Annotated in this window: 11 protein-coding genes and 1 pseudogene; 10 read left to right on the top strand and 2 right to left on the bottom strand. The window is 65.1% G+C overall.

Annotation, left to right across the window (positions count from 1 at the left end; genetic code table 11):
* Positions 1 to 2: 2 nt before the first annotated feature.
* Positions 3 to 139: pseudogene (locus I6F09_RS37725) on the top strand (C4-dicarboxylate transporter DctA); the annotation flags it as partial.
* A gap of 11 nt (positions 140 to 150) precedes the next feature.
* Here the strand turns inward: I6F09_RS37725 and I6F09_RS17860 are convergent.
* Entirely contained in the window at positions 151 to 1,524 is a 1,374-nt protein-coding gene (locus tag I6F09_RS17860; RefSeq protein ID WP_225188649.1) for a hypothetical protein, read from the bottom strand.
* Positions 1,525 to 1,631: 107 nt separating this feature from the next.
* Positions 1,632 to 2,888, bottom strand: a complete 1,257-nt coding sequence (locus tag I6F09_RS17865) for an allantoate amidohydrolase (RefSeq protein ID WP_225188734.1) — start codon at positions 2,886 to 2,888, stop codon at positions 1,632 to 1,634.
* 397 nt (positions 2,889 to 3,285) lie between these two features.
* Here I6F09_RS17865 and I6F09_RS17870 point away from each other — a divergent pair, with 397 nt between their 5' ends.
* The 9 genes from I6F09_RS17870 to I6F09_RS17910 all read left to right on the top strand — a co-directional run bounded on the left by I6F09_RS17870 (position 3,286) and on the right by I6F09_RS17910 (position 13,072).
* A complete protein-coding gene (locus tag I6F09_RS17870; RefSeq protein WP_225152356.1) occupies positions 3,286 to 4,398 on the top strand; it encodes a BMP family ABC transporter substrate-binding protein in 1,113 nt (370 codons plus the stop codon).
* Positions 4,395 to 5,507 (top strand): ABC transporter permease, encoded by a 1,113-nt coding sequence (locus tag I6F09_RS17875; protein ID WP_225188650.1) that lies wholly within the window; start codon positions 4,395 to 4,397, stop codon positions 5,505 to 5,507. Before I6F09_RS17870 ends, I6F09_RS17875 begins: the two co-directional genes overlap by 4 nt.
* 1 nt (position 5,508) lies before the next feature.
* Positions 5,509 to 6,435, top strand: a complete 927-nt coding sequence (locus I6F09_RS17880; protein WP_036045297.1) for an ABC transporter permease — start codon at positions 5,509 to 5,511, stop codon at positions 6,433 to 6,435.
* Positions 6,436 to 6,452: 17 nt separating this feature from the next.
* A complete protein-coding gene (locus I6F09_RS17885; protein ID WP_057028619.1) occupies positions 6,453 to 7,136 on the top strand; it encodes an isochorismatase family cysteine hydrolase in 684 nt (227 codons plus the stop codon).
* Positions 7,133 to 8,665, top strand: coding sequence for an ABC transporter ATP-binding protein (locus I6F09_RS17890; protein ID WP_225188651.1), 1,533 nt, complete (start codon positions 7,133 to 7,135; stop codon positions 8,663 to 8,665). Before I6F09_RS17885 ends, I6F09_RS17890 begins: the two co-directional genes overlap by 4 nt.
* An 11-nt stretch (positions 8,666 to 8,676) precedes the next feature.
* A complete protein-coding gene (locus tag I6F09_RS17895) occupies positions 8,677 to 9,162 on the top strand; it encodes a nucleoside deaminase (protein ID WP_225188652.1) in 486 nt (161 codons plus the stop codon).
* Positions 9,163 to 9,521: 359 nt separating this feature from the next.
* Positions 9,522 to 11,093: an ABC transporter ATP-binding protein gene (locus I6F09_RS17900; protein WP_109142971.1), complete on the top strand. Its 1,572-nt coding sequence runs from the start codon at positions 9,522 to 9,524 to the stop codon at positions 11,091 to 11,093.
* Entirely contained in the window at positions 11,077 to 12,168 is a 1,092-nt protein-coding gene (locus I6F09_RS17905; RefSeq protein ID WP_109142970.1) for an ABC transporter permease, read from the top strand. Before I6F09_RS17900 ends, I6F09_RS17905 begins: the two co-directional genes overlap by 17 nt.
* On the top strand, positions 12,155 to 13,072 hold the full coding sequence (locus tag I6F09_RS17910; protein WP_109142969.1) for an ABC transporter permease: 918 nt from the start codon (positions 12,155 to 12,157) through the stop codon (positions 13,070 to 13,072). The genes I6F09_RS17905 and I6F09_RS17910 overlap by 14 nt, the downstream gene beginning before the upstream one ends.
* The last annotated feature ends 32 nt before the right edge of the window (positions 13,073 to 13,104 follow it).

Here is a 13,104-nt window from a genome sequence, read left to right on the forward strand (position 1 = left end):
CCGTGGCCTGCGCGCTCGGCAACCCCGTCGGCAATTGCGTCGCAACCGTCGCGGTCGCGGCCTGGGAAGGCGATCTCGACCGGCCAAGGCGGCCAAGGTGCTGGAGGGCGGCGAGGTGGTCGACGTGACGGCGGGATAGAGGTTCGGCGATCAATCGTTCCACTGGAGGAGTGGCGTGCCGTAGGCCCTCCTCCAGACCGACAGAAAGCGCGGAAACCACGAGTGGGCCACGGCACCCTTATAGGCCCAGGTGCGATACTTCAGACCCTGCTCCGAAATCAGCTCCTGATAGCCGCCGTGGAGTTCGGTCGTGGCGCGAATGTCCTTCAGGATTCCTTGCGCGCAGGCCCGATAGGTATCGCCACCCGAGAACTCATCGTAATCCAGCATGCGGTCGGCAAATTCGACGTTGAACGTCGGCCAGGAGGAACGCCCCTGATATGCGGGAGCTGCAATCTTGTGGATCATCTTGGTCCGCGGGTTGTCCGCCGAAACCAGGAAGTGGAACGTGCTCGGAATGCGAAACCGTGGCTCGGCGATGATCAGATCCGTCGTGGCCGCGAACAGCGCGCGCTCGCTCGCCTCGCTCATATCCCAAAAGCCGCGATGCACGCTGACGAAATCCAACGCGACCGACGATGCCGGTGAGCTCGCCGGGCCGTCCAGGGAATGCCTGATGTAGCCGTTCTTGCCGAAGAGGCGGAGCAGATCCCTCTTGTACTGCGCAAGGTCGCGCCCGAGCAGCCGCTTCAGCTCGTTCTCGCCGACGATCCCGAGCTGCACGCCCCACACGAAGGTCGTGCAGACGCAGGCATTGGTGACGAAACGCCGGCGCTCGGCGCGGGTATCCGTCGCCGCGGAGCGCGGGCCGTTGGCGTCGCACAGCAAATATCTGGTGCCGTCAGCGTCGAAGGACTCCAGCTCGCTCGCAAGCTTCAGGATCGCGCGCTTCAGGTCTCCGCCATATTCGGCCAGCAACAAGCGGCCGGCGTGCGCGCATTGCGACATCGCAAGGTAAGACGACGCCCTCTCCTCGGCAGAGATCATCTGCTGCAGACCGGCGAGAATGCCGAGCAGCGTATCCGAGGGTCGCGAAAAATAGTTCACGCCGAGATACCGGCCGCGCCCGGCCGGTACGATGGTCGTGGTGACCACGTCGGCGCGAACGGCCTCCAGCAGCAGGCGCACGCTCTTCTCGAGCAGACGGACCCGTCGCACGGCGTCCTGCGCATCCATGATGGTTTCAGGATCGAGAACGTCGGGATAGAACCAGGCGAAGTCGCGGGGGTAATAGGCCGAGGCGTGCGGTGCGCCGGTGACGAGGAAGGCCTCGGTCACCGAAAAGGCGCTGTCCATCGAGTGCCGATAGAGGTCCTCGATCGCCGACAACGAATGATGCGATTGTCTCAGGAATCGATCACCGAGGAAATTGACCGCCTGAAGGGCGTTGGCGACGAAGGTCGCAGCCATCCCCTGATAGAACCGGTTTTCACGATGTGATGGAAAAGAGATGTCGCTGTTCATGTCCGTCAATCGGCTGATTGTCTCGTGACCCTCGTGATGATGGCCACCATCTTAAACATGACTGATTCGTATCTCTACCCGGTGACTTGCGGGTTCGTGACGCTCGCCTAGGCCTTACGCGGCCCGAAATTCTCGATCACCCGCAGCAGCACACGCGCTCCGGCATCGGCATCGGCAAGCGCGACATGCTCGTCCGGGTGATGGCTGATGCCGCCGCGGCAGCGGACGAAGATCATGCCGACATCGGCGATGTCGATCATCGCCATGCCGTCGTGCCCTGCCCCGCTCGGCAGCTCGAACACGGAGAAGCCTTCGGCTTCGATCGCTCGCGCGATCTGCTGCTTGAGCCAGGGCGCGCAGGACGCGGTGCGATTCTCGTGGGTGACGTCGAGCTGGAGTGCCAATTGCCTCCGCTTGGCGATCGCCTCGATCTGGCGCACGATATCGGCCACCGCGCGCTTGCGGTGCATATCGGTCGGCGCGCGCATGTCGATGGTGAAGGATACTTCGCCCGGAATGACATTGGTCGCGCCGGGCCTCGCCTGGATGTAGCCCACGGTGCCGACGAGGCCGCCCTCGTCGGTGCGGCAAAATTGCTCGATCGCATTGATGCATTCGGCCGCGCCGGCGAGCGCATCTCGGCGCAGCGCCATCGGCACGGTGCCGGCATGACCGGCCATACCGGAGAGCCGGGCCGCAAGGCGCGTGGCCCCGGCAATGGCGGTGACGACGCCCACGGGCAGGTTCTGCGCTTCCAGCACCGGCCCCTGCTCGATGTGCAATTCGAGATAGGCAAGCAGCTCGCGCCGCGCGCGCGCGGCCGCACCGATATGGTCGGGGTCGAGGCCGAACTGCACGAGCGCCTCGCGCATCGACACGCCGTCGCGGTCGCGCGTATTCAGCACGCCCTGATCGAAGATGCCGGCCACCGCACGGCTGCCGAGCAAGGTCGAAGCGAACCGCACCCCCTCCTCGTCGGCAAAGCCGATCACCTCGATCGCAAATGGCAGGCGCTTGCCGCGGCGGTTGAGATCGGCGACGCAAGAGATCGCCGTGATCACACCCAGCGGTCCATCCCATTTGCCGGCATCGCGCACGGTGTCGTAATGCGAGCCGAGCATCAGGCAGGGCATGTCCGGCCGGTCGCCTTCGTACCGTCCGCAGACATTGCCGATGGCATCGAGATGGGCGCTCATGCCGGCCTCGCGCATCCACCCCATGATGAGGTCCGCGGCCTTGCGCAGCTCCTTGCTGAGGAAGATGCGGGTGAGCTTCTCGGGCTCTTCCGAGATCGCGCCGAGCTCGTTGATCCGGCGAACGATCTCATTGCCGAGCGATGCATCGTGAACGGTACCAGCGCCCATCTCGGCGAGCTTTCCATCTTCTGAGGACACGGCGGTCCTGACGACAATCGATACAAGTTCGGTGCCAGCGGAAATCCTCCGGCCCCGTCCCAGTCAGCGCGTGGTTAGCATGAATGCGCCTTGCCGGCCGACCGTCCGACGCAGGTCATGCACATGCGCGGGCAGGTTCTGGCTGCTCAACTCCTCTGCATACAATACCTTTATATTGCCCATAAATTAGCCTGCCACTTTCCTCGCCAAGTTCAGAACAAATATTATTCGATGTTTATTTCAATGGCTTATAACTAACTGCACGCTTCATAGTCTCTGGCACGAAGCTTGCGACGCCTGATCCCGGCTCCGCCAAGCCGGCGCAGCCGTGAGATCAAGGCGGGGCATCCGCCAAGGGGAGCGAGCAATGGATTCTGGCAGGATTTCACGACGTCATGTGTTGCAGGGCGGCGCGGCCCTCACCCTCGGCGCGGCAGCGGGCCTGCGCCCGGCCGTCGCGGCCGAGACCACCATCGGCTTCATCTATGTCGGCTCGCGCGACGACTACGGCTACAATCAGGCGCACGCGCAGGGCGCGGCGGCGCTGAAGAAGATTCCCGGCCTCAAGGTGGTCGAGGAGGAGAAGGTGCCGGAGACCGATGCGGTCGAGAAGACGATCGAGTCCATGATCAATCTCGATGGCGCTACCCTGCTCTTCCCGACCTCGTTCGGGTACTACAATCCGCACATGATCAAGATGGCCAACAAGTACCCGAAGCTCCGCTTCGAGCATTGCGGCGGCCTCTGGAGCGAGAAGGACCCCAAGAACGCCGGCAGCTATTTCGGCTACATCGACGAGGCTCAGTACATCTCCGGCATCGTCGCCGGCCTGACATCGAAGAGCAGCAAGCTCGGCTTTGTCGCGGCCAAGCCGATCCCTCAAGTGCTGCGCAACATCAACGCCTTCACGCTTGGCGCCAAGTCCGTCAATCCAAAGGCCACCACGCAGGTGATCTTCACCGGCGACTGGTCGATGCCGGTCAAGGAGGCCGAAGCCACCAACAGCCTGATCGATCAGGGCGTGGACGTGCTCACCTGCCACGTCGATGGGCCCAAGACCATGGTCGAGAACGCGGCGCGACGCGGCGCCTTCGTCTGCGGCTATCACACCAACCAGTCGGCGCTGGCACCCAAGGCCTATCTCACCGGCGCGGAGTGGAACTGGGAAGCGCTCTATCCGAAGTTCGTCAAGATGATCGCCTCCGGCGAAGGCATCCCGAATTTCTACCGCGGCGGCCTGAAGGAAGAGATCGTCAAGACCTCGCCCTATGGCGAAGCGGTCTCGGCCGAAGCGCGCAAGGCGGCCGACGCGGCCAAGGCAAAATTCCTGTCGGCAGAAGGCTTCGCCATCTTCAAGGGCGGGCTGGTCGACAACAAGGGCAAGACGGTGATCCCTGTCGGTACCGACCGCGGCCAGAAGGATCCTGAACTGGAGAAGATGGACTACCTGGTCGAGGGCGTGCTCGGAGCCACTTCGTGACGACGGAAGCGGCGGATTCCACGGAGGCGGTCGGGACAGTCGCCCCGGCCGCCGATCCCGGTTTCCTCCAGCGTCACGGCGGCACGATCGAATATGTCCTGATCCCGGGCGCGGCGCTGGTCGGCGCGCTCGCGGTGTTCGGCATCTTCGTCGCGATGTTCGGCAAGAATCCCCTCGATCTCTATTTCTACATGTATTACGGCGCGTTCGGCACCTGGTTCTCCTGGCAGAACACGCTGACGCGCGCAGCGCCCCTGATCCTCACCGCACTCTGTACCGCGCTGCCGGCGCAGCTCGGCATGGTCATCATCGGTGGCGAAGGCGCGCTGCTGATGGGCGCATTGTCGGCAACCAGCGCCGCACTCGCGCTTCAAGGCATGCCGCCGCTCGTCGTCCAGGTCGCCATGGTCTGCGCCGGCGTGATCGGCGGCGGGCTGTGGATCATGCTCTCAGGCGGCTTGCGGCAGTATCGCGGCGTCAACGAGACCATCTCGAGCCTGCTGCTCGTCTACATCGCGCTCGCGATCCTCAACCATCTCGTCGAGGGGCTGATGCGCGATCCCGCCAGCCTCAACAAGCCGTCCACCCGCGAGATCGGCGCCGCCAACATGATCGGCTCCATTCCAGGCACCGACGTGCATTGGGGCTTCGTGTTCGGCCTGATTGCCGCGATCGCCTCTTACATCCTGATCTATCACACCGTGTTCGGCTTCGCCGCGCGCGTGGCCGGCGGCAACATCCGTGCTGCGAAGATCGTCGGTCTCGGCGTCGACAAGCTGATCCTGACCGTCTGCTTCCTTGCCGGCGGCGCGGCTGGCCTCGCCGGCATGGTCGAGGTCGCCGCCGTGCAGGGACGCACCAACGCCAACCTCGCCGCCGGCTATGGCTTCACCGGCATTCTCGTAGCCTTTCTGGCGCGGCAAAATCCGCTCGCCATCATCCCCGTCGCGATCCTGCTCGGCGGCATCAGCGCTAGCGGCGGCCTGCTGCAACGCCGCCTGGGGCTGCCGGATGCGTCCGTGCTGGTGCTGCAGGGCATCATCTTCGTCTTCGTGCTCGCCAGCGATGCGCTCTACGGACGCATCGGATTCCTGAAGGGAAAATCCTGAGATGGCAGACGGATCGATCGGCCTCTGGACCGTCCCGCTCGCCGTCCTCGGCGGTGCCATTCGCGTCTCCACCCCATTCCTGTTCGTGAGCCTGGGCGAATGCATCACCGAGCGTGCGGGCCGCATCAATCTCGGCCTCGAAGGCACGCTGGTGATGGGCGCGATGAGCGCCTATGGCATCTCCTATCTCACCGGCTCTCCGTGGCTCGGCGTGCTTGCCGCCGGCATCACCGGCGCGCTGCTGGGTGCGCTGCATGCCGGCATCTGCTCGCTGCCGCGCGTCAATGACGTTGCCGTCGGAATTGCCTTGATGCTGTTCGGCACTGGCCTTGCGTTCTATCTCGGCAAGCCGCTGATCGAGCCGACAGCGCCGCGGCTGCCCGCCATCGACTTCGGCTGGTGGAGCGACATTCCGCAAGTCCAGGCAGCGCTGCGCATCAACGTGCTGTTCCTGATCGGCGTGGCGCTGGCGCCAATCCTCTATTGGGCCTTCCGCACCACCCGCTGGGGCTTGCTCATCCGCACCGCCGGCGAGAGCGCGGATGCCGCACGCGCGATGGGCCATTCCGTGCTGCTGATCCGCCTGCGCGCCACCATGGCCGGTGGTTTCCTCGCGGGCATCGGCGGCTCGTTTCTGTCCCTGTTCTACCCCGGAAGCTGGAACGAGGGCCTTTCCTCGGGCCAGGGCATCACCGCCGTGGCGCTCGTGATCTTCGCGCGCTGGGATCCCCTGCTCTGCCTGTGGGCCTCGCTCGCCTTCGGCGGCGCGGCGGCGCTGGGTCCGGCGCTGCAATCGGTCGGCGTCACCTCTGGCTATCACCTATTCAACGCCGCGCCCTACATCCTGACGCTGGCGATCATGATCATCACCTGCTCGCCGAAGCGGACGCTGACCGGCGCGCCCGCCGAACTCTCGATCACACGGTAACACGCACGAGGTCGTCCATGCCCGAGCGCTACATCAAGTCCGAGCCCTATGCCTGGCCCTACAATGGTGATCTCCGCCCCGAGAACACCGCGCTGATCATCATCGACATGCAGACCGATTTCTGCGGCGTCGGCGGCTATGTCGACAAGATGGGCTACGACCTCTCGCTGACACGGGCACCTATCGAGCCGATCAAGCGGCTGCTCGCAGTGATGCGCAAGCAAGGCTTCCATATCATCCATACCCGCGAGGGCCACCGCCCCGATCTCTCCGACCTGCCCGCCAACAAGCGCTGGCGCTCGCGCCAGATCGGCGCCGGCATCGGCGATCCCGGCCCGTGCGGACGCATCCTGGTGCGCGGCGAGCCCGGCTGGGACATCATCGAAGAACTCGCGCCGCTACCGGGCGAGCCGATCATCGACAAGCCCGGCAAGGGCTCGTTCTGCGCCACCGATCTGGAGCTGATCCTGCGCGTGCGCGGCATCGAGAACATCGTGTTGACCGGGATCACGACCGACGTCTGCGTCCACACCACGATGCGCGAGGCCAACGACCGCGGCTTCGAATGCGTCCTGCTGCACGATTGCTGCGGCGCGACCGACAAGAGCAACCACGACCACGCGCTGAAGATGATCAAGATGCAGGGCGGGGTGTTCGGCGCAGTCTCGACCTCTGATGCCTTCATCGGAGCAATTTCGTGATCATCGGCGAAACGCCGCCGCCATCGGGCGCCTTCGGCGTCGATGCCATCGCCATGACCATGCGCTTCGGCGACTTCCTGGCGCTGGACAATGTCGAGCTGAAGGTGCGGCCGGGCTCGTTCCATGCGCTGCTCGGCGAGAATGGCGCCGGCAAATCCACCCTCGTCAAATGCATCATGGGCTATTACCACGCGACCGAAGGCGACATTCTCGTCGGCGGCCGCGAGCAGGCGATCGCCAACCCGAAGGATGCCCACGCGCTCGGCCTCGGCATGGTCTATCAGCATTTTACGCTGGTGCCGGCGATGACCGTTGCCGAAAATCTCGTGCTGGCGCGCGACGACGTGCCAGCCGTGGTGAACTGGCCGAACGAGATGAAGGAGCTGGAGGCGTTCTTGGGCAACATGCCCTTCAAGGTACCGCTCTCCGCAAAGGTCTCCGACATCTCTGCCGGCGAACGGCAGAAGTGCGAGATCCTCAAGCAGCTCTATCTGAAGCGGCACTTCCTGATCCTGGACGAGCCGACCTCGGTGCTGACCCCGGCGGAAGCCGACGAGGTGCTCGGCATGCTCCGCGACATGGTTGTGGAGGGCGAGCTGACCATCCTGATGATCACGCACAAGTTCCGCGAGGTCATGGCGTTTGCCGATGACGTCACCATCCTGCGCCGCGGCAAGCTCGCTGGAGCCGGCAAGGTTTCCGAGCTGACGCCGGACGCGATGGCCCGCACCATGATCGGTGCCGAGGAGTTGACGGTGCAGCCGCCGCGCACCGGCGAAGCCGGTCAGGCCAGGCTGGAGCTCCAAAAGCTCCGCGCCCTGGACGATGCGGGTGCCGTTGCCGTGCACGATGTCTCGCTCACCGTTCGCGCCGGCGAGATCGTCGGCATCGCCGGCGTTTCCGGGAATGGCCAGCGCCAGCTCGTCGAGGTGCTGGCCGGCCAGCGCGAGGCCGAGAGCGGGGAGGTGCGCGTCGCCGGCGATCCCTATCACGCAAGCCGCGAGGAGATGCGGCGGCACAGGATGTCGCTGCTGCCCGAGGAGCCGCTGAAGAATGCCTGCGTCGGCGGCATGAGCGTCGCCGAAAACGTCGCCTTCCGGGAATTCGACCGTGCCCCCTTCGCCCGCGGCGGCTGGTGGCTCAACCCTCGCGCCTTTCGCGACGACGCGAGGACGAAGATCGCCCGGTACAAGATCAAGACCCGCACGCCCGATACGCCGATCTCGGCGCTGTCGGGCGGCAACGTACAGCGGGCTGTGCTGGCCCGCGAGCTCGGCGGCGACGTCGAGGTGCTGATCGCCGCCAATCCCTGCTTCGGCCTCGATTTCGCGGCGGTGGCGCAGATCCATGCCGAGATCATGGCCGCGCGCAACCGCGGCGCCGCCGTCCTGCTCGTCAGCGAGGACCTCGACGAGCTGCTCGAACTGTCGGATAGGCTCGTGGTGATGTTCCACGGCGAATTCGTGTATGAAGCGCGGACCAGCGAAGCCGATCTCACGGTGGTCGGCCGCCACATGGCAGGGCACTGAACGGAGGATCGATGGGCGACGCATCCGGGCGGGACGAACACTTTCTGCGCCTGTCTTTCGCGGTCGCCGGCCGTTCCCTCACCCATGGCAACCATCCCTTCGGCTGTATCGTCGTCGATGCCGACGGCAAGGTGCTGATCGAGACTGAGAACGGCTACATGCCGGATCGCGACGGCACCGCGCATGCCGAGCGTCTCGCAGCCACCCAGGCCTGCCGTACGCTCGATCGCGAGGTGCTGGCGAAGGCCACGCTCTATTCCTCAGCCGAACCCTGCGCGATGTGTGCCGGCGCGATCTACTGGGCCGGTATTGGCCGTGTCGTCTATGGCCTCAGCGAGCATCGCCTGCGCTGCATCACCGGCAACCATCCGGAAAATCCGACGCTCAACCTGCCATGCCGCGAGGTCTTTGCCAGCGGCCAGCGGCCGACGGAGGTCGTCGGCCCACTGCTCGAAGACGAAGCCGAAGCGCTGCACGACGGCGTTTGGACGAAGTAGCAGCACATCCCAAAGGGGACGACACCGTGGAGTGCCGCATTGAGGCAGCCATTGCGGCCGCTGCGCTCCCCGCGATGGACGACCGACGCGTCCGTTGCTCAACATGGCGTCAGGTCTGCGCAGCGGGTTCCGATTTGCCTTGGACCGTCACAAATTTGCAACAGGCACCGCTCGCAGACGCGATCGCCCCCAACCGTCCGGGTGCTGTTTGCGGGATATGATTGCTCGGAATCGATGACCGGCGCTGGGCCGAGAGCCTGCCGACGCGTTGAGCAAGGGATGATGCTTTTTCACATCTTACGCTGGGGTCCAAACTGGCCCAGTATTGAGGCACGTCACCCATGCAAGCGCATCAACGAATGTTAGATCCGACATCCAACGGCCAGCATTCCGGCGAGTCCCCGCTCCTGAGGACCATTGGCCTCACCAAACGCTATGGCGATTTCCTCGCCAACGATTGCATCGATATCGAGATCCGGCCGAGGGAAATCCACGCCCTGCTGGGCGAGAACGGCGCCGGCAAGTCGACGCTGGTCAAGGCGATCTACGGACTGATCCAGCCCAGCGCCGGCGAGATTCACTGGCAGGGCGAGCGGATCGTGCTGTCCGGTCCGTCCGAAGCGCGCATCCGCGGCATCGGCATGGTGTTCCAGCACTTCTCGCTGTTCGACAATCTCACGGTTGCCGAGAACGTCGCGCTCGGCCTCGACGGCAAGGAATCCTTCAAGGACATGTCGGCCCGGCTGGAACAGGTGTCGAAGACTTACGGTCTGCCGCTCGATCCCAGGCGTGAGGTGTGGCAACTCTCCGTCGGCGAGCGTCAGCGCATCGAGATCGTCCGCGCCCTGATGCAGGATCCGAAATTCCTGATCCTGGACGAGCCCACCGCGGTGCTGACGCCGCAGGAGGCTGACCAGCTCTTCATCGTGCTGGATCGCCTCAAGGCCGAGGGCCGCGCCATCCTCTATATCAGCCACAAGCTGGAGGAGGTGAAGCGGCTCTGCGACGCCGCGACGATCCTGCGCGGCGGCAGGAAGGTCGAGACCTGCAACCCGCGGCTCGAAACCGCCGCCTCACTTGCGCGGATGATGGTCGGCGGCGAGGTCAAGGAGGTGAAGGGCGCATCCGGCCGCAAGACCACCGTGCCGCGGCTCGTCGTCAACGATCTCTCGCTGGCTCCCGTCGAAGCGCACGGCGTACGGCTCGAGCACATCTCATTCGAGCTGAAGGGCGGCGAGATTCTCGGCATCGCCGGCGTCGCCGGTAACGGCCAGGACGAATTGTTCGCAGCGCTCTCCGGCGAGCGCCTCGCGAAGGCCCCCGGGACGGTGGTGATCGAGGGCATCGCCGCCGGTCACCTTTCGATCACCCAGCGGCGCAAGCTGGGGGCGGCCTTCGTTCCCGAGGAGCGACTCGGCCACGGCACCGCGCCGCGGATGAGACTGTCGGAGAACGCGCTGCTCACCGGCCATGCCGCCAGCGGCATGGTCCGTCGCGGATTCATCGATACGGCGGCTACGCTGAGAACGGTCGACCGCGCCACCGAAACCTTCGACGTCCGCAAGGCCAAGCGCGATCCCGAGGCCGCCAGCCTGTCCGGCGGCAATCTGCAGAAGTTCATCGTGGGACGCGAGATCCTGCGCAATCCCGCGGTACTGGTGGTGAGCCAGCCGACCTGGGGCGTCGATGCCGGCGCCGCCGCCGTCATCCGTCAGGCGCTGCTTGATCTCGCCACCGCAGGCGCCGCGGTACTCGTGACCAGCCAGGATCTCGACGAGCTCGCCGAGATTGCCGACCGCATCGCCGTGATGTTCCACGGCAAGCTGTCGGCTCCGCTCTCGGCACGCGAAGCAAGCCGCGAGAAGCTGGGCCTTCTGATGGGCGGCAGCAGCCTGCAGCCAAAGGAGATCGCGCATGCAGCTGGTGCTTGAGAAGCGTGCCGAGCGCTCTGGCACGATCGCGCTGGTGTCCCCCCTGATCGCGATTGGCCTCACGATCGTGACCATGGTCATCCTGTTCGCGATCCTTGGCAAGAATCCACTGCTTGCCCTGCACGCCTATTTCATTGCGCCCCTCACCGATGGCTATTCGCTCCAGGAGATCGCGGTGAAGGCGACGCCGCTGGTGATGATCGCGATCGGCCTGTCGCTGTGCTATCTCGCCAACGCCTGGAACATCGGCGCCGAAGGGCAATTCCTGATCGGCGCAGTCGCGGGAAGCTGGATCGCGGTGAAGACGCAAGGTACTGATGCCGGCGCCTGGGTGCTGCCGGCTATGCTCGTCCTCGCCGCCGCTGCGGGCGCGCTCTATGCGCTGATCCCGGCGATCTGCAAGGTGAAATTCGGCGCCAGCGAGATCCTGACCAGCCTGATGCTGGTCTATGTCGCCGACCTCTTCCTCGACTATCTCGTGCGCGGCCCCTGGCGCGATCCGCACGGCTTCAATTTCCCGACCACGGCCGAGTTCGATCCGGTAGCGACCGTGCCGTTGCTGATCGAAGGCGGCCGGCTGCATCTCGGCTCCATCATCGCCCTGCTCGTCGTCGCGGCAGCCGCGATCCTGCTCGGGCGCACCATCAAGGGTTTCGAGATCCGCGTGGTCGGCGCCGCGCCGCGCGCCGCGCGGTTCGGCGGCTTCAACGCCAACCAGCTCATCATCCTGACCTTCGCCGTCTCCGGGGCGCTGGCCGGGCTTGCCGGCATCATCGAGGTGGCGGGTCCAGTCGGGCATCTCCAGCCCGGCATCTCGCCAGGCTACGGCTTTACCGCGATCATCGTCGCTTTCCTCGGCCGGCTGAACCCGCTTGGAATATTAGTTGCAGGCCTCTTCCTCGCGTTGACCTTTATCGGCGGCGAGCAGGCGCAGATCGCGATGAAGATTCCGCTGGACGTCACCAAGGTCTTTCAGGGCATTCTGCTGTTTTACGTGCTCGCCTGCGACTCCCTCATTCTCTACCGCTTCAAGCTGGTGTTCCCGAACAAGGTGGTGGCCCGTGGAGCTGGTTGAGGCCATCATCCTGGCGGTACTCGCCGCGTCGACGCCGCTGTTGCTGGCCGCGACAGGCGAACTCGTGGCCGAGCGTTCCGGCGTGCTCAACCTCGGGGTCGAAGGCATGATGATCGTCGGCGCGGCCTGTGGCTTTGCCGGCGCCTGGCTGACCGGATCGATCTTTATCGGCGCGCTGTTCGGCATCGTCGCGGGCACGCTGATGTCGCTCGTCTTCGCGCTGATGGCACTCGGGCTCGCCGTCAACCAGGTCGCAACCGGCCTCGCGCTGACCATCTTGGGTGTTGGCCTCTCGGGTCTGATCGGCGCCGGCTTCGTCGGCGAGCGCATCACGCCGGCCGTGCAACTCGTCATTCCCGGTCTCACTAATGTCCCCCTGATCGGCCGCGTGCTGTTCGGCGAGAATGGTTTCGTCTATTTCTCGATCGCACTGATCGTCGCGGTTTGGTGGTTCCTGTACCGCACCCGGGCAGGCTTGATCCTCCGCGCCTGCGGCGACAATCACGTTTCCGCGCATGCGCTCGGCTATCCCGTCCTGCGCATCCGCACCCTCGCCGTGATGTTCGGCGGCGCCTGCGCGGGTCTTGCGGGCGCCTATTTGCCGCTCGCCTATACGCCGTTCTTCATTCCGGGCATGACCGCCGGCCGCGGTTGGATCGCACTGGCGCTAGTGGTGTTCTCGTCCTGGCGGCCGGGCCGGCTCGTCATCGGCGCCTATCTGTTCGGCGCGGTGACGATCCTGCAACTGCATGCGCAAGGATGGGGCGTCGGCATTCCCTCGCAATTCATGTCGGCGCTGCCTTATCTCGCGACGGTCATCGTGCTGGTCCTTATCTCCCGAGCGCGCACCGGCGGCTCGACCGCGCCGGCTGCGCTCGGTACGGTGTTCGTGCCTGACCGCTGAGTTTCATTCCAAGGCGTGCGCGATGGGGCGCG

Origin of the sequence: Bradyrhizobium sp. IC3195 (assembly GCF_020193585.1) — a bacterium.
GTDB lineage: Bacteria > Pseudomonadota > Alphaproteobacteria > Rhizobiales > Xanthobacteraceae > Bradyrhizobium > Bradyrhizobium yuanmingense.

Bases quoted from the DNA above. Each gene is read 5' to 3' on its own strand.
- I6F09_RS17885 (WP_057028619.1), top strand. From the start codon at position 6,453: ATGCCCGAGCGCTACATCAAGTCCGAGCCCTATGCCTGGCCCTACAAT.
- I6F09_RS17860 (WP_225188649.1), bottom strand. From the start codon at position 1,524: ATGAACAGCGACATCTCTTTTCCATCACATCGTGAAAACCGGTTCTAT.
- I6F09_RS17865 (WP_225188734.1), bottom strand. From the start codon at position 2,888: ATGGGCGCTGGTACCGTTCACGATGCATCGCTCGGCAATGAGATCGTT.
- I6F09_RS17880 (WP_036045297.1), top strand. From the start codon at position 5,509: ATGGCAGACGGATCGATCGGCCTCTGGACCGTCCCGCTCGCCGTCCTC.
- I6F09_RS17900 (WP_109142971.1), top strand. From the start codon at position 9,522: ATGTTAGATCCGACATCCAACGGCCAGCATTCCGGCGAGTCCCCGCTC.
- I6F09_RS17870 (WP_225152356.1), top strand. From the start codon at position 3,286: ATGGATTCTGGCAGGATTTCACGACGTCATGTGTTGCAGGGCGGCGCG.
- I6F09_RS17905 (WP_109142970.1), top strand. From the start codon at position 11,077: ATGCAGCTGGTGCTTGAGAAGCGTGCCGAGCGCTCTGGCACGATCGCG.
- I6F09_RS17895 (WP_225188652.1), top strand. From the start codon at position 8,677: ATGGGCGACGCATCCGGGCGGGACGAACACTTTCTGCGCCTGTCTTTC.